Source organism: Bradyrhizobium genomosp. III (assembly GCF_000261705.1).
Taxonomy (GTDB): Bacteria; Pseudomonadota; Alphaproteobacteria; order Rhizobiales; family Xanthobacteraceae; genus Bradyrhizobium; species Bradyrhizobium ottawaense.
In genome coordinates this window covers 1-26545 of record NZ_AJQF01000053.1, presented here as the reverse complement: position 1 = coordinate 26545, position 26545 = coordinate 1, and the positions used below count along the sequence as shown (strand labels likewise).

Below are 26545 nucleotides of genomic sequence, written 5' to 3'. Positions count from 1 at the left end.
ATCTTTTCGGAAAACCGCGTCACACTTTTCCGGATCATGCTCAGTGGACCTGCAACGGCGGATGCGGGATCGCCGTCAGCAGCTCCTTGGTGTAGTCGTCCTGCGGATCGCTCAAGACCTGCTCGGAAGAGCCCTCTTCGACGATTCGACCCGTCCGCATCACAATGACACGATCGCACAGCAAGCGCACCACATTCAAATCATGCGAGACGAACAGATAGCTCATACCTAGCCGCGCCTTGAGGTCCTGCAGCAGGTTCAGAACGACAGCCTGCACCGAGACGTCCAGCGCCGCCGTCGGCTCGTCCAGGATGACCAGCTTCGGATGCAGCGCGATGGCGCGGGCGATGCCGACACGGGCCTTCTGGCCGCCGGACAATTGATGCGGGAAACGATCCAGCAGGTTGTGCGGCAGGCCGACCATGGTGGCCAGCTCCTCGCAGCGGGCGCGGAGCGCATCGCGTCCCCTGATATCGCCGAGCTGCATAATGGGGTCGGCGATGGCGCGCGCGGCGGTGAAGCGCGGGTTGAGGCTGTCGGTCGGATCCTGGAACACCATCTGGATGCGGCTGCGCTGCGGCAGCCGGGCGAACGAGGCCGGCGCGATGCCGCCGATGTCCTCGCCGTCGAACTGGATCAGGCCGGAGGTCTGGTCGAGCAGGCGCATCACCATCATCGACGTGGTCGATTTGCCGCAGCCGGACTCGCCGACGAGGCCGACGCTTTCGCCATGGCCGATCGAAAAGCTGATGCCGTCAACGGCGCGGAAGACATCCGGCTCCAGCGGCGGCTTGCGGCCGAACAGCTTTCCGAGCGTGGCGGTGGCGCCCTGGCGCGGGTATTCCTTGACGAGCTTTTCGATGAGGAGGAGCGGCGTCTTCTCCCTCTCCCCGCTTGCGGGGTCGCGACGAGCTTCGCTCGCGCTGAGAGGGTCGGGGTGAGGGGGACTCTCCCCGAGCACGGTGCTGGGAGAGCCCCCCTCACCCGCCGCGCTCCGCGCGTCGGCCTCTCCCGGCACGCGGGGAGAGGCAAGAGTCTCCTCCTCCGGCAGCAGATCCCGCAGGCTCACACCAAGCCGCGGCGTCGCGCGCATCAGCTTCTTGGTGTAGGGGTGCTGCGGGTTGGCGAAAATGTCGGCGGCTTTCGCGGTCTCGACGACGCGGCCCTTCTCCATCACCACGACGCGGTCGCAATAGGCGGCTGCCAAGCCGAGATCGTGGGTGATCAGGATGGTCGACATCGCGCGGCGCTTGGTCAGCTCTACGATCAGGTCCATCACCGCCTTCTGCGTGGTGACGTCGAGGCCGGTGGTCGGCTCGTCCGCGATCAGCAGCTGCGGATTGCAGGCGAGCGCGAGCGCGATGACGACGCGCTGGCACATGCCGCCCGAAAGCTCGAACGGATAGGCGTGGTAGCGCTCGCGCGGGCGGGCGATCTTGACCTGCTCCAGCGCCTCAATCGCCTTCTCGCCGTGATCCTTGACCTGGGCCTGCTGCACGTGGGTGCGCAAGACGTCCTCGATCTGGTCGCCGACTTTCCGGATCGGGTTGAGTGCGGCGCGCGGGTTCTGAAAGATCATCGAGACTTCGCGGCCGCGCAAATCGCGCATCTGGTCCTCGGTCGCGGCCTTGACGTCGATGCCGGAGAACATCACCGAGCCATCGGCGATCCGCCCCGCGCGGTCGAGGATGCGCATCACCGCGTACGACGTCACCGACTTGCCCGAGCCGGACTCGCCGACGATGGCGAGCGTCTCGCCCTTGGCGACGGAGATGTTGACGTGCTGCACGGCTTTGACGATGCCGCGGCGGGTGGAGAATTCGACGGTGAGGTCCTGGACGTCGAGCAGCGGCTGGGCGGTCATGAGGGCCTACGAACCAAAAAACGCGAAAACAACCCCATGCACAGTAGAATGGGATTGAAATCATTGGAGAATTTTTGACGGGTGTTTGCGCGTGAGGCATGCACGGGGCCTCTCGCTCCCTCTCCCCGTTCTTACGGGGAGAGGGTTGGGGTGAGGGGCCTCTCTCCGCGCAAACGGCTGGCAGAGGAGTTCGCGGAGACCCCCCTCACCCGGTCCGCTAACGCGGCCCGGCCTCTCCCCGCACGCGGGGAGAGGCGAACGGCAGCACCGGCTTCAGACAAAGCAATCATCACGTCCTCCGCTGGGGGTCGACGATGTCGCGCAGGCCGTCGCCCAGGAGGTTGAAGCAGAACACGGCGATCATCAGGGCGAGGCCGGGGAACAGCGCGATCCACCATTCGCCCGACACCATGAAGCCGGCGCCTTCGGCGACCATGATGCCCCATTCGGCGGTGGGCGGGCGGACGCCGAGGCCGATGAAGGAGAGACCGGCGGCATTGAGGATGGCGTAGCCCATGGTCAGCGACATCTGCACGATCATGATCGGCATGATGTTCGGGAGGATGTGCACCAAGAGGATGCGGAATTCGCCGTTGCCGGAGAGACGCGCGGCCTGCACGAAGCCGGCGTTGCGGCGGACGTTGGCCTCGGCGCGCGCGACGCGGGCGTAGAGCGGGAAGTTCACGATGGCTGTAGCGAGGATGATGTTCTGCACGGTGTTGCCGAGCGCGGCGACGATGCCCATCGCCAGCACGAACAGCGGGAAAGCCATGATGGTGTCGGCGATGCGGCCGACGATGCGATCGGTCCAGCCACCGAAATAGCCGGCAGCGATGCCGGCGAGGCCGCCCATCAGGAACACCAGCGCGACAGAGGCGACCGCGATAAAAGTGTCGAGCCGCGTTGCCACGACGACGCGACTGAAGATATCGCGCCCCAATTGGTCGGTGCCGAACCAGTGCGCGGCCGACGGCGGCTTCAGTGCTGCGGCGGTGTCGGAGGCGAGCGGATCGTAGGGCACCACGTAGGGACCGAGGATCGCGGCGGCGAGGATCAGGATCAGCAAGGCGAAGGCAAAGCCGGTGACCTTGTTTTCGCCGAGCACGTAGCGGGTCTGTTCGAGGATCGCAGCCAGTCCCGAGGTACGTGCGGGACCGACAGGCTCGACAGCAGGCGCAACAGAACTCATGAATGCCCCCTACCCTTCCAACCGCACGCGCGGATCGATCACGCCGTACAAAATGTCGATCACGAGATTGAGCAGCACGTACATGACCGCCATGGTCAGGACAAAACCTTGCACCGGCGCGAAGTCCGACGAGATCAGCGCTTCCACCGCGTAGGAGCCGATGCCGGGCCATGCGAAGACTTTTTCCACCAGCACGTTGGCGCCGAGCAGGAACGAGAACACCATGCTGAGCGTGGTGATCACGGGCAGCATCGCATTGCGGAAGGCGTAAGTGACGATCACGGTCGACGGTGACAGGCCGCTGGCGCGCGCGGTGCGGACGAATTCGGACGCGAGCACCGCCAGCATCGAGGCGCGTGTCATGCGTGCGATCGGCGCCAGCGAGAAGATCGCCAACGTCGTCGCCGGCAGGATGAGCTGGCTCAGCGCCGAGCGGAACGCTTCGAGATCGCGCGCGATCAAGGTGTCGATCAGATAGAAGCCGGTCACCGTCGGCGGCGCGCTGTAGAACACGTCGAGCCGGCCGAGCGGCGCAGGCGACCAGCCGAGGCGGAAATAGAAGACATAGACCAGCACCAGGCCAGTGAAGAACACCGGCAGCGAGACGCCGGCCGTCGTCGTCACCCGACATAAGTGATCGACCCATGACCCCGGCCGCGTTGCAGCGAGCACGCCGAGCGGGATGGCGATGACGACCGAGACGATGAGACCGAGCAAGGTCAGCTCGGCAGAGGCCGGCAGGCGGTTGCGGATTTCGGCCGCCACCGGCTGTCCCGTCGTCAGCGAGTTGCCGAAATCGCCATGCGCGAGATCGCCCGTGTAGCGGAAGAACTGCTCGATCAGCGGCTTGTCGAGGCCGAGTTTTTTCCGGATCTGCTCGACGGCTTCCTTGGTCGCGGCGGGGCCGGCGAAGTAGGCGGTGGGATCGCCCGGCAGCGCGCGCGTCAGCAGGAAGGTGACGATGACGACCCCGATCAGCGAGGGAATCGCAAACATCAGGCGCTTGCCGATCATGGTGAGCATGGGGTGCTCCTGCGCTGCGTATGGGAACGAGATCGTGCGGCACGTTCGGCTGCGTTCCCTCCCCCCTTGTGGGGGAGGGCTAGGGAGGGGGGTGGCTCCGGGAGAGGTCTGAGTTTGTGGCTACCCCCCTCCCTGCCCCTCCCCCACAAGGGGGGAGGGAATGAGGGAGCGGTGGCAGCCTCACTCCAAGAGCTGAAAGACACGGTCAGATCGCACGCACGCACGACACCTCACCCCTTCGCCATCGCGCGATAATCGAGCCTCCGGTGGAACCAGTATTGATAGCCGCTGATGTTCTTCTGCATCGCGACGTTGACGAAGGGCTGGTACAGCGGGATGCGCGGGGTGTCGGTGAAGGCGAGATCGACGAAGCCCTTCACGTCGGCATCGTAAGTTGACTTGTCGCCGGCCGCGGCGGCGGTGCGGGCGCCGTCGATCAGTCTGTCCATCTCCGCCGACTTGTAGCTCATGGTGTTGAAGACGGAATTGTTGCCGTGATAGCACCAGTAGAAGAAGTACTCGGGGTAATCGAGCCAGCCCGAGAACACATTGGTGAAGAGCGGCATCTCCTTCTTGTTCAATTCGGTGCGCCAGTTGGCGCCGGGCACCTTGTTGATGGTGGTCTTGATGCCGATCTGCGCGAGGCTCTCCTGCACCAGCACGCAGAGCGGCTCGTTGACGCCGGCAAAATTGAGGTCGAACGAGATCGTGGTCTCGAAGCCGTTCGCATAGCCCGCCTCCGCCAGTAGCGCCTTCGCCTTGTCCATGTCGGTGTTGTATTTATGCGGCTGCGGCCAGGCGACCTCGGTCGCCTTGTCCTTCGGCGCGCCGAACATCGGGTTGGCGAGGCCGAACATCACGGCGTCCATGATCTTCTGATAGGGCAGCGCGTAGGCAACGGCCTGGCGCACCTTCGGATTGTCGAAGGGCGGCTTGGTGACGTTCATGCCGATATACTGGATGCCGTTGGAGAACGGCAGCGACACCACGTTGAGCTTGCCGTTGGCCTTCATCTCCTGAAAGTCCTTGTTCGGCAGCTCGTAGGAGATGTCGGCATCGCCGCGCTCCAGCAGCGCGCGGCGGTTTCCGGCCTGCGGCACCATGCGCCAGATCACGCGCTTGATCTTCGGCAAGGGGCCACCGACCCAATCCTCGTTGCGCTCCATGATCACTTCGGTGCCCGCGGTCCATTTCGTCACCTTGTAGGCGCCGGAGCCCGCGGTCTGCTGCTTGGTGAATTCGAGGCCCCAGGGGTCCTTCTCGCTGGCATTCTTCTTCACGAGCTCGGAGTTGACGATGCAGGGCACGATCACGGCGAGATCGGGAATCGTCAGCTTGTCCTTTTTCAGGAAGTCGACGCGCACCGTGTGGTCGTCGATCACGACGAACTGTTCGGGCTTGGTCAGCGAGCCCGCGCTCATCTGGAACGTCGGAAAGCCGCCGACGCTGACGGCGCGATCGAGCGACCATTTCACGTCCTTGGCGGTAACGGGCGCCCCGTCGTGGAATTTGGCGTTCTTCTTCAGCTTGAAGGTGACCGACATGTCGTCGATCCTAAACTCCTCGGCGAGCTCGCCCTTGAACTTGTCGCGGTCGTAATAGGGCACCCCGCCGGGGCCGCTCTTCATCTCGTGGCTGATCAGGCGGTCGTAGCAATTCCAGGACACCTCATAGCCGGGCACGTTGGTGCCGACGCCATGGATGTCGAGATTGTTCGGGCCGCCTTCCGAGACGATCAGCAGCGTCTCGGAGCGGGCGTCGGCATAGGCCGAGGAAATCACCTGAGGCATCGCCGGAAGCGCCGCCCCGGCGGCCAATCCGGAAACGGACTTGAGGAAATCGCGGCGCTTCATGAAATCGCTCCAACTCAAAGTTTTTGGTTGGAACCGGATTCGCAAAGTTCGTGCCAAGGCTTAACGAGTATTTACGATCAAGGTAATAGGCTGAAATCGCTTATGAAATATTCATTTGACGCGTGCGCCGCCTTCGTCTCGATTGTCCGTAATTGCATACAAAGATACAGATTTGCTTATTTAATGAGCTACATTGGATAGACGCCCGCCTAATAAGCATGACTTCATTCCGGGGTGATGCGCCGCATCGAGGCCAGAATCCATCGGGCGGCAGAACGCGCGGGACCATGGATTCCGGGCTCGCCGCTGCGCTGCGCCCCGGAATGACGGATCGAGGTAGTGCGCTCACCCCGTCCAGATCAACTCCTGCAATTCCAGCAGATCATCCGCCTGCTCCTGCCAGCCCTCGATGCAGATGTGGCTGTTGAGGTCGCTGGCGCGGTGCAGCAGCATCAGGGCCATCAGCCGGCGCTTCAGCGTATAGTCGAGCTTCGCATAGCCAAAGCCTTCGAGCAGGCTCTTCACCCTCCCCGGCCGGCCCGCCGCCATGAACGCGCCGGGGCCGAGCAGGTCGTAATCGCGCCATCCCGCCAGCACGTCGCCGAAGTCGAACAGGCCTTTGAGCGACCACTGACCGTCATCGCAGGCGAGCAGGAAGTTCTCCGGAATGTACTCGCCGACCAGAAAGACCGGCGGCGCATCCATCGGAATGAGCTTTTCCGCATCGCGCAGGAGATCATCGAGGCCTTTGAGGAATTTCGGCGCGAGGCCGAGGCGCGTGTGCCGGGCACGGCAGCCTAGCATCTGCGCACGCATGAAGTCGTCCCAGCGCGGCTCGATGTTCGCCAGCGGTCCGAGCGGGACGCGCTGGACGCTCGCGATGGTCTCGCCGATCTGGCGCAGCAGGCGTTCCTTCTGCGCTTCGGGCAGATGCGGCCAGACCTCCGAGCCGAGCTTGCCGGCAAGACGGGTGATGACGAGATAGGGCCAACCGTCTCGCGTTCCTTCGGCGACGATCTCGGGGATCGGCAGATCGAGATGGCCTTTGAGCTGCATCAGCGAGCCGCGCTCGGAGACGAATTGTGCGTGCAGCATCGGCGGGAAGATTTTCAGGATCAGCGTCTCGCCGAGACCAACCACGAGGTTGGTGCCGGTCGCAAACACATGCGGCGCGCTGATGTCGAGATCGTGGCTGCGCGCGATGTCGAGTGCGATCGGCAGCCATTGCGAGGACGCGGAGCGAAAGGCGCGAAAGCTTTCCGCGTCGGTGAAGGCCGGCAGTGTTTGCGATGGAGCGATCGTCATTCAGGTGTTTTTTTGTTGTTTCAGTGCGAGCCAAGAAGACGGTGCACCTCTCCCGCTTGCGGGGGAGGTCGGCGCGTTCCGGGCGATGCGAAGCATCGTCCCGCGCCGGGTGGGGGCTCTTTCCTCTAGGGGATTATCCCGTTGTGGAGACACCCCACCCCAACCCTCCCCCGCAAGCGGGAGAGGGGGCGCACCTCACTCGAGGTCGCAGCGGTGTCCAATCGCAACATGCATTACCGCTCCGGACTTGCCCGCTCGAACTGGCGAAGCAGCTTGTTGCCGCGCTCGACGGCGGAATCCAGCGCGGCTTGCGCGCTCTTGTGGCCGGAAAAGGCCTGCTCCAGCTCGTCTTCGATCGCGCCGCGGATCAGGACGAAGGAGCCGAGCCGGATGCCCTTCGAGTTCTCCGTCGGCGGATTGAGCGTGATTTCCTCGAACGAGATCGCCGAGCCCGGATTGCGCTCGTAAAAGCCCTGCGCGCGCGTCAGCTCGGACGCGGCCCGGGTGATCGGCAGATAGCCGGTGTTCTGATGCCAGGCGGCCTGCACGCCGGGCTGCGACAGATAGGCGAAGAACCGCGCCACGCCCTTGTATTCCTCGCGCGGCCGGTCGCGCAGCACCCACAGCGTGGCGCCACCGATGATCGAGTTCTGCGGCGCGCCCTTCACGTCGGGCCAATACGGCATCATGCCGTAGCCGATCTCGAATTTCGAATTCGCTCTGATGTCGGCGCGCGTCGCCGAGGAGCCGATGAAGATGCCGCATTCGCCCTTCTGAAAGCGCGGCTCGGCCGCTTGGCCGCGGCCGCCATAGTCGAACAGTTTTGTCTTTTGCCATTCGGCGAGCTGGGCGATGTGCATCACCACGACCGGATTGTTGATGGTCAGCTCGGCGTCGAGCCCGGCAAAGCCGTTGCCGCGCGTCGCCAGCGGCAAATTATGGAAAGCGGAGAAATTCTCGACATGGATCCAGGACGGCCAGGACGTGGTGAAGCCGCACGCCGCACCGCGGTCGCGCAGGCGCTTTGCGGCCGCGCCCAATTCCGGCCAGGTCTTCGGCGGCGCGTCCGGATCGAGGCCGGCGTCGCGGAACATAGTTTTGTTGTAGTAGAGGATCGGCGTCGAGGAGTTGAACGGGAACGACAACAGATTGCCGGCCGCGTCGGTGTAATAGCCGGAGACCGCGGGCAGGTAATCGGTCAGCGAGAACGGCTCGTGCATGTCCCGCATCAGGCTGAACACCGGATAGATCGCGCCCCTGGCCGCGGTCATGGTGGCGGTGGCGACCTCGTTGACCTGGACGATGGCGGGCTGGCTGCGCGAGCGGAAGGCGAAGATCGCGGCGGTCACCGTCTCGGTGTAGTTGCCCTTGTAAGCGGGCACGATGCGGTAATCGGACTGCGAGGCGTTGAAGTCCGAGGCGAGCTTTTCCAATTGCCGCCCAAGCTCGCCGGACATGGCGTGCCACCACGCGATGTCGGTGGCGGCGCGCACGGGCGCGGCCAATGAGAGAGCCGCCAGGGCGGCGACGAGCTGCAAAAGGCGCAATGCTGAAGTCACGATGGCGCTTCCCATGCCGCACGACAAAGGCGGCTGCCCTGCTTAAGGCGCGGCATTTGCGGTTTCAACCGGGAATGAACGCCGGCCGCGCCGCACAATTACACGGCCGCGCCGGGCGGGATGGCCTTCCCCCGACCATCTGCTAGATTGCATTGAACCTTTTGCTCCCGCCATAGACTCCACCACTGAGGGGTTGAGTGTGCCAGTGTTGAGCCGTGCCGAACTCTCGCGGACCGGAGTGATCGTCGTCGCGCTTCTGCTTGCCGTCTGTGCGACGGGCGCCGTTGCACGCGAATTTCGCTCCGCCGATACCCAGACCGAGGATTACCCGACCGTCCAGGCGCTGCGCTACATGGGCGCGCTGATCGCCGAGCGCAGCGGCGGCCGCCACGAGATCAAGGTGTTCCACTCCCGCCAGCTCGGCGAGGAAAAGGAGACCATCGAGCAGACCCGGGCCGGCGCGATCGACCTCAACCGGACCAACGTGGCGCTGATCGGCAACTTCGTGCCGGCGATGAACGTGCTCGCCATGCCGTTCCTGTTCCGGTCCATCGAGCACATGCAGAAGGTGCTGGACGGGCCGATTGGCAGCGAGATCGTGAACAGCTTCGAGCCCTATGGCTTCGTCGGGCTCGCCTTCTACGATTCCGGGGCGCGGTCGATCTACAACGGCGCCCGCCCGGTGAAGACCATCGCGGATCTCAAGGGATTGCGGATCCGGGTGCAGCAGTCGGAGTTGATGAGCCAGATGATCCGCTCGCTCGGCGCCGAGCCGGTCGAGATGCCCTATGGGCAGGTGCTCACCGGGCTCGCCAACCATCTGATCGACGGCGCCGAGAACAACTGGCCATCTTTCGTGACGACGGATCATTACACGCACGCCGGGCATTATACGCTCACCGAGCACACGATGAGCCCCGAAGTGCTGGTGATCTCGCTGAAGGCCTGGCAGAGCCTGTCGCCGGACGACCAGAAGATCTTCCGGGAGGCCGCGCAGCGCTCCAGCCGGTTCATGCGCGAGAAATGGCGCGACCTCGAGGAGCAGTCGCAGCGCAAGGCGCAGGAAGCCGGCGTCACCATCATCAGGGAGATCGACCGCAAGCCGTTCGAGGACGCGATGGCCCCGATCTACGCCAAGGCCGGGCGCGATCCCGCCGCGGCCGCGCTGATCGAACGCATTCGCAAGGTGGAGTGAGCCGCGTTGGCTGCACTTGGACATACCGAGCACCCAGACCGGCCGTCCGGCCCGATCGGACGGCTGCGCGCACGGCTGGTCGGCGTGCTTCGGGCGGTGCCGATCCGCTGGCGCATCCTGTCGATCGCCGCGCTGAACTCCGCCGTGGTGGTGGTGCTGGTGGGGATGATCTGGAACGGCGCGCAGGTGCTGGGCTCGGCCTGGGACGACGTGCGCCAGGTGCGCGAATCCGACCGCATCCTGGCGCTGCTCGAAAGCGAGACCGGGCGCCTGCACAATCTGATCCACCGCTACATCAACCAGCCGAGCCCCGACCTGTTCGCCGAGATCCTGCTGCTGCGCGAGGCGGTACTGGGCACGCTGACCAACCGCGCCGCCAAGGACCCGATGCTGTCGGGCTCGGTCGAGGAGCTGGAGCGCACCACCGACCGCTTCCTCAACGGCTTCGGCGAGCTGCGCAGCGTGCAGGCCACCATTGCCAAGACCTATGAGGACCAGGTGCAGGGCCCGGCCAGGGACATGGCCGGCCTCTATTCCATCATCGAAGGCGCCACCGGCCATCGCGACGCCCTGATCTGGCCATCGCTCGGCAAATCCCGCGAGGCCTTCACCGCGATGCTGGTGGCGGCCAATTCCTACTATCTGTCGCTGTCATCGGGCGCGGCCGACGACGCGCGCCGCAACACCGAGACGATCGAGAAGACCATCCCCGTGATGATCGATCTCGCCGACAACGACCTGCAGAAGATGGCCTTGCGGCGGCTCGGGGCCCGCACCGCCGCACTGCGTGAGGGCTTTGCAAAGCTCTCCGAGCAGCTTGCCAGCCGCACCGAGCTGCTCCGCAACACCATCGACGCCAGCCAGGCCGAGGCGATCGGCGCCATCGACGACCTCTCCACCAAGATGCGCAAGCGCGAGCAGAAGGCGCAGGAGACCTTCGACCGCACGCTGGCGGATATTTCCCGCCGTGTCCTTTCCATTGCGGTGATCTTCCTCGGCATCATCCTCACCGCCGGCGTGATGATCGCGCTGTCGATCCGGCTGCCGCTGCAGCAGATCATGGCGGCGATGCGCGCGATCACGCTCGGCGATCTCGACCGCGAGGTGCAGGGCACCAAGGCCCGCGACGAGGTCGGCGCCATGGCGCGCGCGGTGGAGGTGTTCCGCGAGAACGCGATCGCGAAGCGGCAGACCGAGGACGAGTTGCGCGCGTCCAAGGAGAAGGCCGAGAGCGCGCTGCTCGAGCTCAATACCGCACAGCAGAATTTGATCGATGCCGAACGGCTGGCAGCGCTCGGCGGTCTCGTCGCCGGCGTCGCGCACGAGGTCAACAATCCGATCGGCATCAGTCTGACGGTGGCTTCGAGTTTTGCCCGGCGCAGCGAGATCTTCGAGGCCCAGCTCAAGGGCGATGGGGGCCTGCGTCGCTCGCAGCTGGAGGAATTCGTGCAGTCCTCACGCGACGCCTCGCAGCAGCTGGTCGCCAATCTGCAGCGCGCCGGCGAGCTGATCCAGTCGTTCAAGCAGGTCGCGGTCGACCGCTCCCATGCCGAGCGGCGGCAATTCTCGCTCAGCGAGGCCACCGACCAGATCATCGCCAGCCTGCGCCCGGTGCTGAAGCGCTCGCCGATCACGCTCCAGGTCGACGTGCCCGAGGGGCTGCTGCTCGACGGCTATCCCGGCTCCTATGGCCAGATCCTGACCAACCTCTTCCTCAACGCCGCCAACCACGCCTTCGCCGACGGGCGCGCCGGCACGATCATCATCTCGGCGCGGCCGCGCGGGGCCGACGACGTCGAGCTCATCTTCACCGACGACGGGGCCGGCATGACCTCCGACGTGCAGCGCCAGGCCTTTGACCCTTTCTTTACCACCCGGCGCAATGAAGGCGGCACGGGACTCGGGCTTCATATCGTCTATAACCTCGTCACCCAGCAGCTCGGCGGGCGCATGATGCTGGAATCCAAGCTGGGACAAGGCACCACTTTTCGCATTATCATGCCCCGGGTCGCCAAGGGCGGCGCGCAAAGCACAGAAAGTGACGGGACTTCTCAATGGCCGAACAGGACGATGTCCTCCACCTGATCGACGATACCGGTACCGCGTCGGAGGATGCCAACGCCCGGAAATGGAAGATCGCCGTCATCGACGATGATCCGGCCGTGCATGACGGCACCCGCTTTGCGTTGTCCGACTACAGCCTCAACGGCCAGAGCCTGGAGATCCTGTCGGCCTATTCCGCGGCGGAAGGCCGCAAGCTGATGGCCGAGCACAGCGACATCGCCGCCGTGCTGCTCGACGTCATCATGGAGACCGACGTCGCCGGCCTCGAGCTGGTCGAGTTCATCCGCAACGAGATCCGGAACGAGACGGTGCGCATCATCCTGCGCACGGGACAGCCCGGCCAGGCGCCCGAGCGGCGCGTGATCGTGCAGTACGACATCAACGACTACAAGGCCAAGACCGAGCTCACCGCCGACAAGCTGTTCACCTCGCTGACCGCGGCGCTGCGCTCCTATCAGCAGCTCGAGCGCATGGTGCAGACAAGGCGTGGGCTCGAGATCATCATCGACGCGGCCTCGACGCTGTACGACTTCAAGTCGATGCAGCGGCTCGCCGAGGGCGTGCTGACCCAGCTGGCCTCGCTGCTCAACGTCGATTGCGCCGGTATACTGGTCTTGCGCGACAATGGCGGCATCGACCCCGAACTCTCGGTCCTCGCCGGCAGCGGCTGCTACAGCCGCTTCATCGGCACCACGACGTCGAAGGCGCTCGACCCCGAACTGCGCGAGATGGTGGAGGCCGCGTTTCAGCGCCGCAAGAACGAATTCGCCGACCACCGCAGCGTGATCTATTTGCGCACCGGGTCCGGCCGCGAGGTGGTAGTGCTGCTGCAGGCCGAGCGCGAATTGTCCGAGACCGACCGCTCGCTGGTCGAGATTTTCTCCTCAAGGCTCTCGATCGCCTTCGACAACGTCATCCTCTATCAGCAGCTTCAAGCCGCCAATACCCAGCTGGAGGACCGCGTCGCCCAGCGCACCCGCGCGCTGATGCAGGCCAACCGCCGCCTCTCCGCGCAATGGCTGCGGCTGCAGCGCGCCAACGGCTTCAAGAACGAGATTTTGGGCACGGTCGCGCACGATCTGAAGAACCCGCTCGGCGTCATCCTCGGCCGCACCGAGATGCTGAAGGAGCTGATCTCGACCGGCGCCTCGGAAAACGGCGTGGTCGCCCAGGTCGACCACATCCGCGACGCCACCAAGCGCCTGACCACGATGGTCGACCATCTGATCTCGGACGCGATGGCCGATGCCTTCGACATCACCATCCGCCGCGAGCCGGTCGACGTCGCCGCCCTGGTCAAGGAGGTCGCCGAGGCCAACCAGCCGCTCGCCGTCAACAAGCAGCAGGCGATCAGCGTCGCCGCGCCGGCCAACATCGTCACCATGTGCGACACCGACCGCATCCGCGAGGCGATCGATAATCTCATCAGCAACGCCATCAAATACTCACCGATCGGCGGCAAGATCGACGTGGTCGTCAGCCACGAGGGCGGCGACACCGTCGTCCGCGTCAGCGACGAGGGCGCCGGCCTGTCGCCGGAAGATCTCGGCCGCCTGTTCGGCCGGTTCCAGCGGCTGTCGGCCAAACCGACCGCCGGCGAGAGCTCGACGGGACTTGGGCTCTCCATCGTCAAGCGTATCGTCGACATGCATGGCGGCGAGGTGACCGCCGACAGCGAAGGGCCCGGCAAGGGCTCGACCTTCACCATCACCCTTCCCGCGACCGAAATGCCGTGACGTAGAGACCATGACCCAAAGCCAGCACATCATGATCGTCGACGATGAAGCCCCGGCCCGGGAGATGGTCGGCGATTATCTCAAGATGCACGGCTTCACCGTGACGCTGTGCGACGGCGGCAAGTCCTTGCGCGCCGCGATCCAGGGCAGCATGCCCGATCTCGTCGTGCTCGATCTCAACATGCCCGAGGAAGACGGCCTCTCGATCATCCGCGACCTCAAGAGCCGCATCAACGTGCCCGTCATCATGCTGACGGCAACCGCGAGCCCGATCGACCGCGTGGTGGGCCTCGAGCTCGGCGCCGACGATTACGTGGCCAAGCCCTGCGAGCTGCGCGAGCTGATGGCGCGCATCCGCTCGGTGCTGCGGCGGAGCGTGCCGGCCAAGGCCGCAGCGCCTGATGCGGCGGCGGCGAAATCCGACAAGGAGCAATTGGTACGGTTCGGGACAAAGTGGCTCGATCTCGAAGCCCAGGCCCTGCGCGACGACGAGGGCAACGAGCATCCGCTGACCGCCTCCGAGTTCGGGCTGTTGAAGGTGTTCGCGGCCAATCCGAAGCGCGTGCTGTCGCGCGAGCGCTTGCTGGAATTGGCTAACGCGCGCGACGCCGAAGCCTTCGACCGCGCCGTCGACCTGCGCATCATGCGCATCCGCCGCAAGATCGAGCCCGATCCGGCCAAGCCCGCCGTGATCCGCACCATCCGCGGCGGCGGCTATCTGTTCTCGCCGGCGGGCGATAAGGCGTAAGTCTCACACTCCGCCGTCGTCCCGGACAAGCGCGCCCTTGGGCGCGCGCAGATCCGGGACCCATAACCCCAGGCCGTGGTTTGGCGTGAAAGCGCCCACTCCGAGTCCCCGGAACCACTCCTCCCTTTGGGTATGGGTCCCGGGTTCGCTTCGCGCCCCGGGACGACAGTCTGGCGCGACCGAACGCAAGTCACCAAGATTCGTTCCGTGGCGCCCCCGTCCGCCTCAACACCCCTATCCCCGTATTTTCCGTACATTGAAATTCCACACTTTTTCGTCCCGAATGTTTCGTCGCCATCCCTCCGACGAAACAATTTGGCGGCGCACGAAACCATTTTCCCCTTTTCGTGCAGACGTCCCGAAACGTTGGCTCATTAACACTTTGGTCCAAGGAAACGCCGCTCGGTTGCGGCGCTACGGGGAGCCAAGTCAATGCGGAACGTCATCGCCATCAACGCCCAGGCCAGCCAGAGCATCATCGCCGCTCAGGCGACTTCGGACGACATGCTTCTCGAGAGCATTGCCGACGGCAACCGGACGTCGATGCATATCCTTTATTGTCGGCACAGCGTGCGGGTGTACCGCTTCATCCTGCGCATCGTGCGTGACGCCACCGCGGCGGAAGACCTCGTCAGCCAGGTGTTCCTGGACGTGTGGCGGACCGCCGGCCAATTCCAGGGCCGATCCCAGGTTTCGACCTGGCTGCTCTCGATCGCCCGCTTCAAGGCGCTGACTGCGATGCGCCAGCGCCGCTTCGAGGACATCGACCAGGAGGATGTGCGGCAGATCCCCGACGATTCCGATACGCCGGAGACCTCGCTCGACCGCAGCGACACCAGCGCCATCCTGCGCGCCTGCGTGCAGAAGCTGTCGCCCGCGCATCGCGAGATCATCACCCTCGTCTACTACCACGAGAAGTCGGTGGAGGAGGTCGGTCAGATCATCGGCATCCCCCAGAGCACGGTGAAGACGCGGATGTTCTACGCCCGCAAGCAGCTGGCCGAATTGCTTAAGGGCTGCGGCGTCGAGCGCTTCGCTGCCTGAGGCCAAGGATTTCAAAGGGATAGGGCCGCCGATCTGGCCCTCTCCCGGGACACGGAAGTGTTACCGCCGACGAAACAATTGAAACAAAGCACAACATCAGGCGGAAAAACTTCCCCCCTATAAAGCTCACATACGGTTTCGTTAAACCTCCCAAGGACTCCACGACCCGGACGGGATGCCCCCCTCCGGGTCGTTTTGTGTTTGGCGAGCCGTGACGTGGGCATTGCGACCCCCGCTGGGTCCTCCATCGTCATGGCCGGGCTTGACCCGGCCATCCACGCCTTCGGCGCGGCACCAAGAACGTGGATGCCCGGGACAAACCCGGGCATGACGACCTGAGGTGAAAATTGCCCCCCGTCACGAAGCCGTGACGCTCTGTAACGATCCACGCATCCCGCCCGAACTGCCCTCGTGACCTCCTTCACGAGTGCCCCATGCTCGACCTGATCTTCGCCGTCCTTGCCGGCATCCTCACCATCGCCGCGCCCTGCACGCTGCCGATGCTGCCGATCCTGCTCGGCGCCTCGATCGGGCGCGCGGGACATCTGCGCCCGGCGATGATCGCGCTCGGCTTCGTCGTTTCCTTCTCCGCGGTCGCGCTGCTGCTCGGTGCGCTGACACGGCTGTTCGATTTCGATCCGAACGTGCTGCGCGAAGCCGCCGCGATCCTGCTGCTGGGCTTCGGCCTCTTGATGCTGTGGCCGGCGCCGTTCGAATGGCTGTCGAGCCGGCTCAATGGCTGGCTCGATCTCGGCAATTCCGGCGCTACCCAGCGCGAGGGCGCGCTCGGCGGGCTCATCCTCGGCACCACGCTCGGCCTGGTCTGGACGCCCTGCGCCGGCCCGGTGCTCGGCTCGATCCTGACGCTGGTCGCGACCTCGAAGAATCTCAGCTGGGCCGGCACGCTGCTGATCGCCTACGCCATCGGCGCCGCGATCCCGATGCTGGGAATCGCCTATGGCGGGCAGGCCGCGACCACACGGGTGCGCAGCCTTTCGCGGATCTCGCCGCGGCTGCAGCAGGGCTTTGGCATCGTCGTGATCGCCTTCTCGGTCGCCGCCTATTTCCAATACGACACGCTGATCGTGGCGTGGCTCACCGGCTTCTATCCCACCGGCCAGATCGGCCTGTGATCATCCCTCATCGTCACCGGAGGACGCTTCCATGACTTTCAGACTGCTCGCCGTCTCCGCCGCCCTGATCGGCTTCACCGTCACCGGCGCCGTCATTCCCGGCATCTGCGAGGAGGCCGCGCGCGCCACGCCTGTCCTCAGCGCCGCCGCAAGCCAGCAGACCGCGCCGGACTTCGCCGGCGTCACCACCTGGTTCAACTCGAAACCACTGAGCATGGCCGATCTCCGCGGCAAGGTCGTGCTGGTCGATTTCTGGACCTATGGCTGCGTCAACTGCGTCAACACGCTGCCGCACGTGACCGACCTCTATGCTAAGTACAAGGACAAAGGGTTGATCGTGGTCGGCGTCCACACGCCGGAATTCCCGTTCGAGCGCTCGGCCGCCAACGTGCAGGCCGCGCTGAAGCGCCACGGCATCACCTATCCGGTGGCGCAGGATAACGATTCGAAGACCTGGAACGCCTACCGCAACCAGTATTGGCCGGCGCAATACATCATCGACCAGACCGGCAAGATCGTGTTCCAGCACGCCGGCGAAGGCCGCTACGACGAGATCGACCGCACCGTGGCCAAGCTGCTGAACGTCAATGGCTGAGTGCGGCACGCGCGGCTCCCTTGTTGCTTGACTCCACGGACCCGTCCGTGGAGTTTCGCGACAACGCAATCAGCCGCCCGCAATGGACGACACGCCCCTCAACAACGACATCCGCCTTCGTGAAGGCGCCTCGATCGCACAGCGGCTGGTGATGTCCGCTTTTGCGGCCGCCGTCGCGCTGTGCTTCACGCCGGGCCTGTTCACGCACGACACTCTGGAAATCGTCATATCGGTGGTCGCGCTGCTGGTGGGCGCGGGGTTCGTCGTCGGCATCATGATGGCGCCGGCGGTGGTGTGGATCATCACGGCGAACGAGATCCTGATCGGGCGGCAAAGCCCGTTTGGGAAGCTGCGCACACGCATCGTCGCGAAGGACGACATCACGGCATTGCAAGTTCCCGGCAACAAGCGGGTGAAGGCCCGCTTTCAACTCGTTTTCACGCTGACCTCGGGGGAACGGCTGACGTCGCCGCCGATCTCCGACGTCACGCATGTTCATGACACCGTGGCCCGGATCGCCACGCAATTCGACGTTCCCAATGTCGAGGAACCCGTCAATCCGCTCGATGCCAGCAATCCCGAGATGCATCTTGGCGAGCCTCTCGAGGCGTTTCCCGCACGGGACATCCGCATCGTCGCGTTGATCGCCGTCGCGTTGTCCGCTGTGCCCTACGCCTACAAGCTCTGGCGCGGATGGCCGCCCAGCCATGTCGATATCCTGCCGCTGCCGCTCGGCGCGCTCGCGGCGTTCGCCGTGCATCGCTATGCGAACCTCGTCACCGGCGCGTTCTGGATCATTCGCGAGCACGATATCCGCATCGAACGCCTGTGGGGCGACGGCACGCCGCGCGCGGACCAGATCGAAGGGCACGACGTGAAGACGATCACCGTCGAGCGCCGCGGCCGGTCCGAGGACGAGCACTGCATCGTCACGATCCGGTTGCACTCGGGGCGAAGGTTTCGCAGCCCGCGGATCGGCTCGCGGGTGGAGGCGCGCGCGGTGGGGACGGAGATCGTGCGGCGGCTGGGGATCGCTGCGGAGAGCAATAAGATCTAGCCGGCGTCTAGCGCCAGTTGTCGAATTTGATCTCACCGCGAACTCGGTCTGCGCCTCTCCCGCTTGCGGGAGAGGTCGCGCCGAAGGCGCGGGTGAGGGCTCTCTCCTCTGAGGGAGTCTCCCTGGAGGCGAAACCCTCTCCCCAGCCCTCTCCCGCACGCGGGAGAGGGAGCTCACCTCCCGAGCGGTGTCAGACTATGCTTTTCGCGCCATCCCCTGTTTGTGGCATTGCGAGGACCCCGTCAAAAAACCAAAGCATTCTCGTGACATATCAGGGTGGCGCGCCATCAACTTGCCATGAACATGCCCCTCAGGTTTGATGGTTCCGAATGATTTGCGCCGTGGCAGTGGGGAGAGCTTGAAATGACGGATTTTCGTCGCCTGACCGGGACGTTCGTGGCCGCGATCGGCCTGATCCTGTCCGCACCACATGCCATCGCGCAGCAGCCTGATCGCGGCGACGAGCCGGGTCTGGTCGCCGACGACGGCTACCAGCTCGAGCCGGAATGGCAGAAGCAGGTGGTCTATTTCCGCACCACCGAGACGCCGGGCACCATCATCATCTCCACGGCCGAGCGCCACCTTTACCTAGTGCAGCCGGGCGGGCGCGCGATCCGCTACGGCATCGGTGTCGGCCGCGACGGTTTCCAGTGGCAGGGGCTGGTGAACATCACCAACAAGAAGGAGTGGCCGGACTGGACGCCGCCGCCGGAGATGATCCAGCGCCAGCCCTATCTGCCGCGCTTCATGGCAGGCGGCCCCGGCAATCCGCTCGGGGCACGCGCCATGTATCTCGGCACCACCGTCTACCGCATCCACGGCACCAACCGTCCTGACACGATCGGCACCAAGGTGTCCTCGGGCTGCTTCCGCCTCGTCAACAACGACGTCGCCGATCTCTACGACCGCGTTCCTGTCGGCACCAAGGTGGTGATCCGGCAGAAGCCCGAACTGTAAGGCTATCGTCGGAGCATGATCCCCAGGGGATCATGCTCCGCGCCCTCCTCCCAATTCCTTTTCCCGATTTTTCGAGAGAGCAACATGATGCGCACTTTTCGTGGCGGCCTGCTGATCGGGCTCGCGGTCGCCGTGCTGGTCGCCGTTCTGGCCATCATCTATGAATTCTACGACACCCGCACGCTGAAGCGCACCGTGCGCCGCGGCGAGGTGCTGTGCGGCGTCAACAAGGGGCTGCCGGGCTTCTCGTACTCGGAAGACAACAAGAACTGGGCCGGCTTCGACGTCGATTTCTGCCGCGCGGTGGCCGCGGCGATCTTCAACGACCCGGGCAAGGCGAAGTTCATCCCGCTCGATGCCAGCGAGCGCTTCAAGGAATTGCAGAGCCGCAAGGTGGACATCCTCTCGCGCAACTCGACCTGGAGCATGGCGCGCGAGCTCGACTACGACCTCTATTTCCCCGCGGTCGCCTATTACGATGGCGCCGGCTTCATGCTGCCGCGTTCGCGCAACAAGGAGACCTCGCTGGACCTGACCGGCAGCAAGGTCTGTGTCCAGGCCGGCACCACGACGGCGCTCAACGTCGCCGATTACTTCCGTGCCAACAACATGAAGTATGACGAGGTGAAGTTCGACAAGCTCGACGAGGTCGTGAAGGCCTACGACACCGGCAAGTGCGACACGTTCTCCGCCGACGTCTCCCAGCTCTACGCGCTCAGGCTGAACCTGGCGAAGCCGGCCGATCACATGATCCTGCCGGACATGATCTCCAAGGAGCCGCTCGCCCCCGTGGTGCGCCAGCGCGACGACGACTGGATGATGATCGTGAAGTGGACGCTCTATGCGATGATCAACGCCGAAGAGCTGGGCGTCACCTCGGAGAACATCGACGAGGCCCTGAAGTCGAAGAAGCCGGAAGTGATGCGCCTCGTCGGCACCGAAGGCAATTACGGCGAGCAGCTCGGCCTCACCAAGGACTGGGCCGTCCGCATCATCCGCCACGTCGGCAATTACGGCGAGATGTACGAGCGCAACATCGGCGAGAAGTCGAAGCTGAAGATCCCGCGCGGCATGAACCAGCTGTGGAACGCGGGTGGCGTGCAGTACGCGCCGCCGATGCGGTAGGCCTCACGCGTGTCGTCCCGGCGAACGCCGGGACCCATACCGCGTGATTTATCGATAAACGCAGGTGACCGTACCGCGGAGAGTCTCTTTAGACTGCGAGCCTTCGTCAAACCCCTCCCTGGGGTTATGGGTCCCGGCGTTCGCCGGGACGACACCTAGGGTGCGATACCACCGTGCCGCCCTTCGCGCCTCAGCTCAATACCCCCGCGCCCGCGCCAGCTGCTCGGTGTGGTAATTGGCGTCGCCGAACAATTCCTCGCACACCCGGGCGCGCTTCATGAAGAAGCCGATGTCGAACTGGTCGGTCATGCCCATGCCGCCATGCATCTGTACGCCTTCCTGGACCGCGCGGGTGGCGGTGGTGCCGGCGCGGGCTTTTGCCACCGCGACGGCTGACGTTGCCTTGGCAACATCGGTATCCAGCGCCTGAAGCGCCTTCATGGTGGCGGCGCGGGTGATCTCGATGTCGACATAGAGCTCGGCGGCGCGATGCTGCAGCGCCTGGAATTCGCCGATCAGCTTGCCGAACTGCTTTCTATTTTTGAGGTACTCGACGGTACGGTTGAAAACTTCTTCGCTGAGGCCGACCATTTCAGCTGCGACCGCGCCACGGCCGATGTCGAGCACGCCGTCGAGCAGCGCGGCGCCCTGATCGACCTCGCCGAGCACGCTGTCGGCATTGACCTCCACATTGGCGAGCTCGATCCGCGCCGCATTGTGCGCGTCGACCATGATGGTGCGCTCGATCGCGACGCCCTTGGCCGCAGGGTTCACCAGGAACAGCGTCAAGCCTTCGCGCTCGCCGGCGGTGCCGCCCGTGCGCGCGGCGAGGATGAGCAAATCGGCAACGTGGCCATCGACGACCAGCGCCTTGGCGCCGGAGAGCTTGAACCCGTTGCCGGCGCGTACGGCCTGCAGGTTGGTCTGGAGCGGACGATGCTTTGCGCCTTCGTCGATCGCGAGCGTCGCGAGCAGCGAACCGCTCGCGATCCTCGGCAGATATTCCGACTTCTGCGCGGCATTGCCGCCGCGGTTCAGCGCCGAGGCCGCAATCACGCTGGTGGCGAGGAAGGGCGACGGCATCAAGGTGCGGCCGATCTCCTCCATCACGACACCGGCCTCGACATAGCCGAGCCCGCTGCCGCCGAATTCTTCCGGCACCAGGAGGCCGGCGAAGCCCATCTCGGCGAAGGAATGCCAAAACTCCTTGGAGAAGCCGGTGGGGTCTTTGCTGTCGCGCAAATGGCGCAGATGCGACACCGGCGCCTTGTCGCTGATCAGCCCGCGTGCGCTATCGCGGAGCATCGATTGTTCTTCGGTGAGGACGAGGGCCATGTGCGTGTTTCCGATGAGAAATCTATTTGTCGTCGTCATTCCGGGATGGCCCGAAGGGCCAGGCCCGGAATCCATAACCACGATCGGGAGTATGGATTCTCAGATGCGCAATTGCGCATCTTAGCTCGCGCTTCGCGCGCCCCGGAATGACGGGTGGTGAGAGTGCGCCTCACGCCCCCGGCAAATCCAGGATGCGCTTGGCGACGATGCCGAGCATCACCTCGCTCGTGCCGCCTTCGATCGAGTTGGCCTTGGTGCGCAGCCAGGCGCGCGGGCGGGCGCCCTGCTTGGAGCGCTCGCTCTCCCATTCCAGCGCATCGGCGCCGCCGGCCGACATCAGGATCTCGTAGCGGCGCTTGTTGAGCTCGGTGCCGTAATATTTCATCGCGGAGGAGAACGCCGGATGCGCCTGTCCCGCCTTGGCGAGATCGACGGCGCGCTCGGCGCACGCCGCAAGCGCGGCTTCATCGACGTCGAAGCTGGCGATCTTGCCGCGGAGCATGGAATCATCGAGCCGCCCCTGCGCATCGGTGCCGACGGAATCGGCCGCGATCTGACCGAGCGGACGGCCGACGCCGCGCTCGCCCATGCCCGAGATCATCGCGCGCTCATGCTGCAGCAGGTATTTCGCAACGTCCCAGCCGCGGTTGACGGTGCCGACCACATGCGATTTCGGCACGCGGACGCCGTCGAAGAAGGTCTCGCAGAACGGCGAGTAGCCGGAGATCAACAGGATCGGCTTGGTCGAGACGCCCTTCGAGGTCATGTCGAACAGGATGAAGCTGATGCCGTCATGCTTCTTCGCAGCGGGATCGGTACGCACCAGGCAGAAGATCCAGTCGGCGTAGTTGGCGTAGGAGGTCCAGATCTTCGAACCCGTGATGACGAAATCGTCGCCGTCGCTCTCGGCGCGGGTCTGCAGCGAAGCAAGGTCGGAGCCGGCGTTCGGCTCGGAATAGCCCTGGCACCAGCGGATCTCGCCCGCGGCAATCTTGGGCAGGTGCTCCTGCTTCTGGGCGTCGTTGCCGTATTTCAGCAGCGCCGGCCCGAGCATCCAGATGCCGAAGCTCGACAGCGGCGGACGCGCGCCGATTCTTCCCATCTCCGCGCGCAGCACCTTGTGCTCGGCGGCGCTCAAACCGCCGCCGCCATATTCCCTGGGCCAGTCAGGCACGGTCCAGCCCTTGTCGCGCATGCGCTCGAACCAGATGCGCTGCGGCTCGGACGAGAACTTTGCGTTGCGTCCGCCCCAGAACACGTCGGCATCCGACGTCGCGGGCTTGCGCATTTCCGGCGGGCAATTGGCTTCCAGCCAGGCGCGCGTCTCAGCGCGGAATGTTTCGAGATCGGCGGTCTCAGAATCGCTGGTTTTGGATTCAGACATTGGTCGTTTCCATCAATCAAAATCGACTTGTTGGGCGCGACTCTGGGCCAAGCTCCCGCGGAATTCAACCACTTCCGCGAGCCGCATTCCGCTATAGTCGCGACCAAGACGGTGCTTGAAAACAAAGAGGAAACGACGATGCGCCTGAAACTTCTTTCGCCTGGCGAAATGAACGAGAGCCAGCGGCAGACCTACGACGAGTCGATTGCCGGCAAGCGCGGCAAGCCGCCGGCGCCGATGATGGCCTGGCTGAGCAGCCCGGAGATGGCGCGCCACGCCACGCGGCTCGGCGAGGTGCTGCGCTTCGACACGATATTTCCCGCAAAGCTTTCGGAGATTGCGATCCTGGTGACGGCGCGGCACTGGACCGCGCACTACGAATGGTACGCGCATAAGCGTCTCGCACTGGCGGGCGGCATGGATCCCAAAATCATCGACGCCATCCGCGACCGCCGCACGCCCGAGTTCGACGATCCCAGGGGCAGGATGATCTACGACGTGGCGAAATCGCTGCACGAGGGCCACGGCGTCGAGAAGGGGCTCTACGACGAGGCCGTGAAGCTGCTCGGCGAGCGCGGCGTGGTCGAGGTGATCGGCCTGTGCGGTTACTACACGATGGTGTCGATGACGCTGAACACGTTCGAGTTCGGCCTGCCGGAGGGCGAGGTGGCGGAACTGGCTTAATTTCTGTTCCGGAAACGCTGGGTTTCGGGATCGGCCGTAGCAGAGCCCCGAAGCCCGCCTTATGTGCATGCCTTCAACGGAGCATTCCCATGTCGCAAAGCCCAGCCGTCGCCGCCGGCACCAGGATCGGCCACGTTCACCTCAAGGTCGCCGATCTCGATCGCGCGCTCGGCTTCTATTGCGGCGTGCTCGGCTTCGAGCTGATGCAGCGCATGGGTTCGGGCGCGGCCTTCATCTCGGCCGGCGGCTATCATCACCACATCGGGCTCAACACCTGGGAAAGCAAGGGCGGCTCGCCGCCGCCGCCCGGCACGACCGGCCTCTATCACACCGCCATCCTCTATCCGACGCGCGCCGCGCTCGCCGATGCGCTGCACCGCGTGCGCTCGGCCGGCATTGCGCTGGATGGCGCCAGCGATCACGGCGTCAGCGAGGCGCTGTATCTGCGCGATCCGGATGAAAATGGCGTCGAGCTGTATTGGGACAAGCCGAGGGAGCAATGGCCGTTCGGGCCGGATGGCAAGCTCGCGATGGTGACGAAGCGGCTGGATGTGGAGGGGTTGCTGAGGGATCGGGAAACGTGATGCCGTATGGTGGGTTAGGCGAAGCCGTAACCCACCATGTCTCAGCGAATGCGGGGCGAAGTTGGCGGATTACGCTTCGCTAATCCGCCCTACGAAACCTGTTTCCCCGCACCATGATCAACGCTGCGGCCGCCACTTCCAGCGCGATGCAGAGATAGAACGGCAGCGAATAACCGCCGGACCAATCGCGCAAGGCCCCGACGATTCCCGGACCGAACGCGTAGGTCACCTGGTTGATCGCGGTGTTGAGGCTGATCAGCACGCCGAACGACGACGAATCGAACTCCTGCTGCACGATCAGCGACGGCAGCGTGATGAGGTTGCCGACGGAGAAGCCGAACACCGCGCAGGCCGCGATCAGCACGTAGTCGTTGTGGAGGTTGATGACGACCAGAAGCGCCGCGGCCTGGCTGAGGAACGACAGCGCGGAGGCCAGCCGCTGGTTGAGACGATCGATCACCAGCGAGAACAGCACGCGGCCGACCACCGCCATCGCAGTCAGCACCGCGACGGCGACAGCAGCGCGCTCGCGGCCGATCACGGGATCGAGAAACGAGATCAGATGCACGATGAAGCCGACCTGCGCGAACAGCACCAGCGCAAACGCAATCGTCACCGTGAGGAAGCCGACGTCGCGCAGCGCCCATGCGCGGATCTGCGTCGATGATTGCGGGTTCGCCTTGGCCGCCGCGTGCCAGCCGTGGTGATCGGGCGGGCGGCCGACGAGAACAAGGATCACTGGCAGCAGCAGCACCAGCATGGCGCCGGCGGCGGCGTACATCGCACTGGCAAAGCCGACATGGCCGATCAGGGTCACCAGCAGCGGCACGCCGACGATGCCGCCGAAGCTGGCGCCGTTCAGCGCAAGGCTGATCGCCATGCCGCGCTTGTGGTCGAACCACAGGCTGATCGTGTTGGTGATCATGGCGAGGCTGGTGCCGGCCCAGCCGAAGGCGAGCACGGCATCGGCGAGATAAAGCTGCCAGGGCTCGCGCACGGCGCCGATCGCAACGCTAGCTGCCGCCATCGCCAGCGTGCCGGCGATCAGGCAGAGGCGCGGGCCGTATCTCCTCACGGCTTCGCCGACGAACACGACGAGCAGCGCCCCGAACAGATAGAAGAACGTGGTGCCCGATGAGATCAGCGTGGTCGGCCAGCCCCGCGCGCGCTGCAGCTCGGCGACATAGACGCTCTGGCCGTAGAAGCCGAGCCCCCAGCCGAAGGTCGCAAGCAGGAAGCAGACCGCAACGATGCGCCAGCCTTCGTAACGCAGGGAGGATTCGTCGATCGCTGGCTGTTGAGGATTGTCGAGCATGCCGCCTACTCCCGTCATGCCCGGGCATAGCCGTCTGAAGGACGGCGTCGCTTCCGCTCGCCTATGCCCGGGCATACACGTTCTTCGATCCGCGTCCCTAAGACGTGGATGGCCGGGACAAGCCCGGCCATGACGAACATCTAAATAGCCCTCGCCAAAAAATCACTTCGACCTGGATCGAAGTATCAACATTGCTGACAATCTCCTGCCAGTCAAATCGCGTCCGGGAACTCGCCCATCGCCGCCTCCAGCCGCGCCTTGCGACGGCGGGCCCAGGAAACCAGCGAGAGCACGGCAAGACCGAGAACGACCGGCGGAAACACCACCAGGTTCACCGCCGACCAGCCGTAATTGGCGAGCAATTGCCCGGAGGAGAACGAGCCGATCGCCATCATGCCGAACACCAGGAAATCGTTGAAGGCCTGCACCTTGTTGCGCTCCTGCGGCCGGTGCGTCTCCAGCACCAGCGCGGAGGCGCCGATGAAGGAGAAATTCCAGCCGACGCCGAGCACGATCAGCGTGGCCCAGAAATGCATCGCGGTGAGCCCGGAGAGGCCGATGCCGGCAGCGCCAGCCTCCAGCAGCAGGCCGGCTGCCACGATCTTCGGCGCACCAAAACGGGCGATCAGCGCGCCCGTGAAGAAGCTCGGCCCGTACATCGCGACGATGTGCCATTGAATGCCGAAATTGGAATCGGACACGGACAGGCCGCACATCTTCATGGCGAGCGGCGCCGAGGTCATCACCAGATTCATCATGGGATAGGAGATGATGCCGCACAGCGCCGCCGCGACGA

Annotated in this window: 22 protein-coding genes; 12 read left to right on the top strand and 10 right to left on the bottom strand. The window is 64.7% G+C overall.

The genetic code is table 11. The features are described 5' to 3' along the window. Window positions 1-40: 40 nt before the first annotated feature. From IC66_RS0105005 to ugpB, 6 genes are all read right to left on the bottom strand, one after another. Window positions 41-1864 (bottom strand): dipeptide ABC transporter ATP-binding protein, encoded by a 1824-nt coding sequence (locus IC66_RS0105005; protein ID WP_038946868.1) that lies wholly within the window; start codon window positions 1862-1864, stop codon window positions 41-43. Between the two features lie 289 nt (window positions 1865-2153). Next, on the bottom strand, window positions 2154-3053 hold the full coding sequence (locus tag IC66_RS0105000) for an ABC transporter permease (protein ID WP_028139731.1): 900 nt from the start codon (window positions 3051-3053) through the stop codon (window positions 2154-2156). 9 nt (window positions 3054-3062) lie between these two features. Further along, window positions 3063-4076 carry an ABC transporter permease gene (locus tag IC66_RS0104995; protein WP_038946867.1) on the bottom strand — a complete coding sequence of 338 codons (1014 nt, stop codon included), beginning with the start codon at window positions 4074-4076 and terminating at the stop codon, window positions 3063-3065. 230 nt (window positions 4077-4306) lie between these two features. Then, entirely contained in the window at window positions 4307-5929 is a 1623-nt protein-coding gene (locus IC66_RS0104990; RefSeq protein WP_038946866.1) for an ABC transporter substrate-binding protein, read from the bottom strand. Between the two features lie 345 nt (window positions 5930-6274). Beyond that, on the bottom strand, window positions 6275-7234 hold the full coding sequence (locus tag IC66_RS0104985) for an aminoglycoside phosphotransferase family protein (protein ID WP_038946865.1): 960 nt from the start codon (window positions 7232-7234) through the stop codon (window positions 6275-6277). 233 nt (window positions 7235-7467) lie between these two features. Further along, on the bottom strand, window positions 7468-8808 hold the full coding sequence (ugpB, locus tag IC66_RS0104980; protein WP_038946864.1) for a sn-glycerol-3-phosphate ABC transporter substrate-binding protein UgpB: 1341 nt from the start codon (window positions 8806-8808) through the stop codon (window positions 7468-7470). A 184-nt stretch (window positions 8809-8992) separates the two neighbouring features. Between ugpB and IC66_RS0104975 the strand changes: the two genes are divergently transcribed. The 10 genes from IC66_RS0104975 (at window position 8993) to IC66_RS0104930 (ending at window position 20447) form a co-directional block, all read left to right on the top strand. Further along, entirely contained in the window at window positions 8993-9988 is a 996-nt protein-coding gene (locus IC66_RS0104975) for a TRAP transporter substrate-binding protein (RefSeq protein ID WP_049806461.1), read from the top strand. A 6-nt stretch (window positions 9989-9994) separates the two neighbouring features. Next, window positions 9995-12073, top strand: coding sequence for a sensor histidine kinase (locus IC66_RS0104970; RefSeq protein ID WP_244429081.1), 2079 nt, complete (start codon window positions 9995-9997; stop codon window positions 12071-12073). Beyond that, on the top strand, window positions 12043-13788 hold the full coding sequence (locus IC66_RS0104965; RefSeq protein ID WP_028139724.1) for an ATP-binding response regulator: 1746 nt from the start codon (window positions 12043-12045) through the stop codon (window positions 13786-13788). The genes IC66_RS0104970 and IC66_RS0104965 overlap by 31 nt, the downstream gene beginning before the upstream one ends. A gap of 10 nt (window positions 13789-13798) precedes the next feature. Beyond that, window positions 13799-14536 carry a response regulator gene (locus IC66_RS0104960; RefSeq protein WP_038946862.1) on the top strand — a complete coding sequence of 246 codons (738 nt, stop codon included), beginning with the start codon at window positions 13799-13801 and terminating at the stop codon, window positions 14534-14536. 432 nt (window positions 14537-14968) lie between these two features. After that, window positions 14969-15580: a sigma-70 family RNA polymerase sigma factor gene (locus IC66_RS0104955; protein WP_018316842.1), complete on the top strand. Its 612-nt coding sequence runs from the start codon at window positions 14969-14971 to the stop codon at window positions 15578-15580. Between the two features lie 434 nt (window positions 15581-16014). Beyond that, the gene (locus IC66_RS0104950) at window positions 16015-16713 is read left to right on the top strand and encodes a cytochrome c biogenesis CcdA family protein (protein WP_038946859.1); all 699 of its coding nucleotides are present in this window, start codon (window positions 16015-16017) and stop codon (window positions 16711-16713) included. A 31-nt stretch (window positions 16714-16744) separates the two neighbouring features. Next, window positions 16745-17308 carry a thioredoxin family protein gene (locus tag IC66_RS0104945; protein WP_038946858.1) on the top strand — a complete coding sequence of 188 codons (564 nt, stop codon included), beginning with the start codon at window positions 16745-16747 and terminating at the stop codon, window positions 17306-17308. Between the two features lie 82 nt (window positions 17309-17390). Next, window positions 17391-18365, top strand: coding sequence for a hypothetical protein (locus IC66_RS0104940; protein ID WP_038946857.1), 975 nt, complete (start codon window positions 17391-17393; stop codon window positions 18363-18365). A 363-nt stretch (window positions 18366-18728) separates the two neighbouring features. Continuing rightward, entirely contained in the window at window positions 18729-19322 is a 594-nt protein-coding gene (locus IC66_RS0104935; RefSeq protein ID WP_028139719.1) for a L,D-transpeptidase, read from the top strand. 87 nt (window positions 19323-19409) lie between these two features. Further along, on the top strand, window positions 19410-20447 hold the full coding sequence (locus IC66_RS0104930; protein WP_028139718.1) for an amino acid ABC transporter substrate-binding protein: 1038 nt from the start codon (window positions 19410-19412) through the stop codon (window positions 20445-20447). A 195-nt stretch (window positions 20448-20642) separates the two neighbouring features. Here IC66_RS0104930 and IC66_RS0104925 read toward each other — a convergent pair whose 3' ends face one another. Both IC66_RS0104925 and IC66_RS0104920 read right to left on the bottom strand, forming a co-directional pair. Then, window positions 20643-21782 carry an acyl-CoA dehydrogenase family protein gene (locus IC66_RS0104925; protein ID WP_028139717.1) on the bottom strand — a complete coding sequence of 380 codons (1140 nt, stop codon included), beginning with the start codon at window positions 21780-21782 and terminating at the stop codon, window positions 20643-20645. Window positions 21783-21951: 169 nt separating this feature from the next. After that, window positions 21952-23166, bottom strand: coding sequence for an acyl-CoA dehydrogenase family protein (locus tag IC66_RS0104920; protein WP_028139716.1), 1215 nt, complete (start codon window positions 23164-23166; stop codon window positions 21952-21954). 138 nt (window positions 23167-23304) lie between these two features. On the opposite strand from IC66_RS0104920, the gene IC66_RS0104915 reads away from it, so the two are divergent. Together IC66_RS0104915 and IC66_RS0104910 are read left to right on the top strand one after the other, a co-directional pair. After that, a complete protein-coding gene (locus IC66_RS0104915; protein WP_028139715.1) occupies window positions 23305-23850 on the top strand; it encodes a carboxymuconolactone decarboxylase family protein in 546 nt (181 codons plus the stop codon). 89 nt (window positions 23851-23939) lie between these two features. Continuing rightward, window positions 23940-24434 carry a VOC family protein gene (locus IC66_RS0104910; protein WP_038946856.1) on the top strand — a complete coding sequence of 165 codons (495 nt, stop codon included), beginning with the start codon at window positions 23940-23942 and terminating at the stop codon, window positions 24432-24434. Window positions 24435-24513: 79 nt separating this feature from the next. Here IC66_RS0104910 and IC66_RS0104905 read toward each other — a convergent pair whose 3' ends face one another. Beyond that, window positions 24514-25749: an MFS transporter gene (locus IC66_RS0104905; RefSeq protein ID WP_038946855.1), complete on the bottom strand. Its 1236-nt coding sequence runs from the start codon at window positions 25747-25749 to the stop codon at window positions 24514-24516. A gap of 212 nt (window positions 25750-25961) precedes the next feature. Next, on the bottom strand, window positions 25962-26545 hold a 584-nt coding region (locus IC66_RS0104900; RefSeq protein WP_157158017.1), incomplete at its 5' end, for an MFS transporter.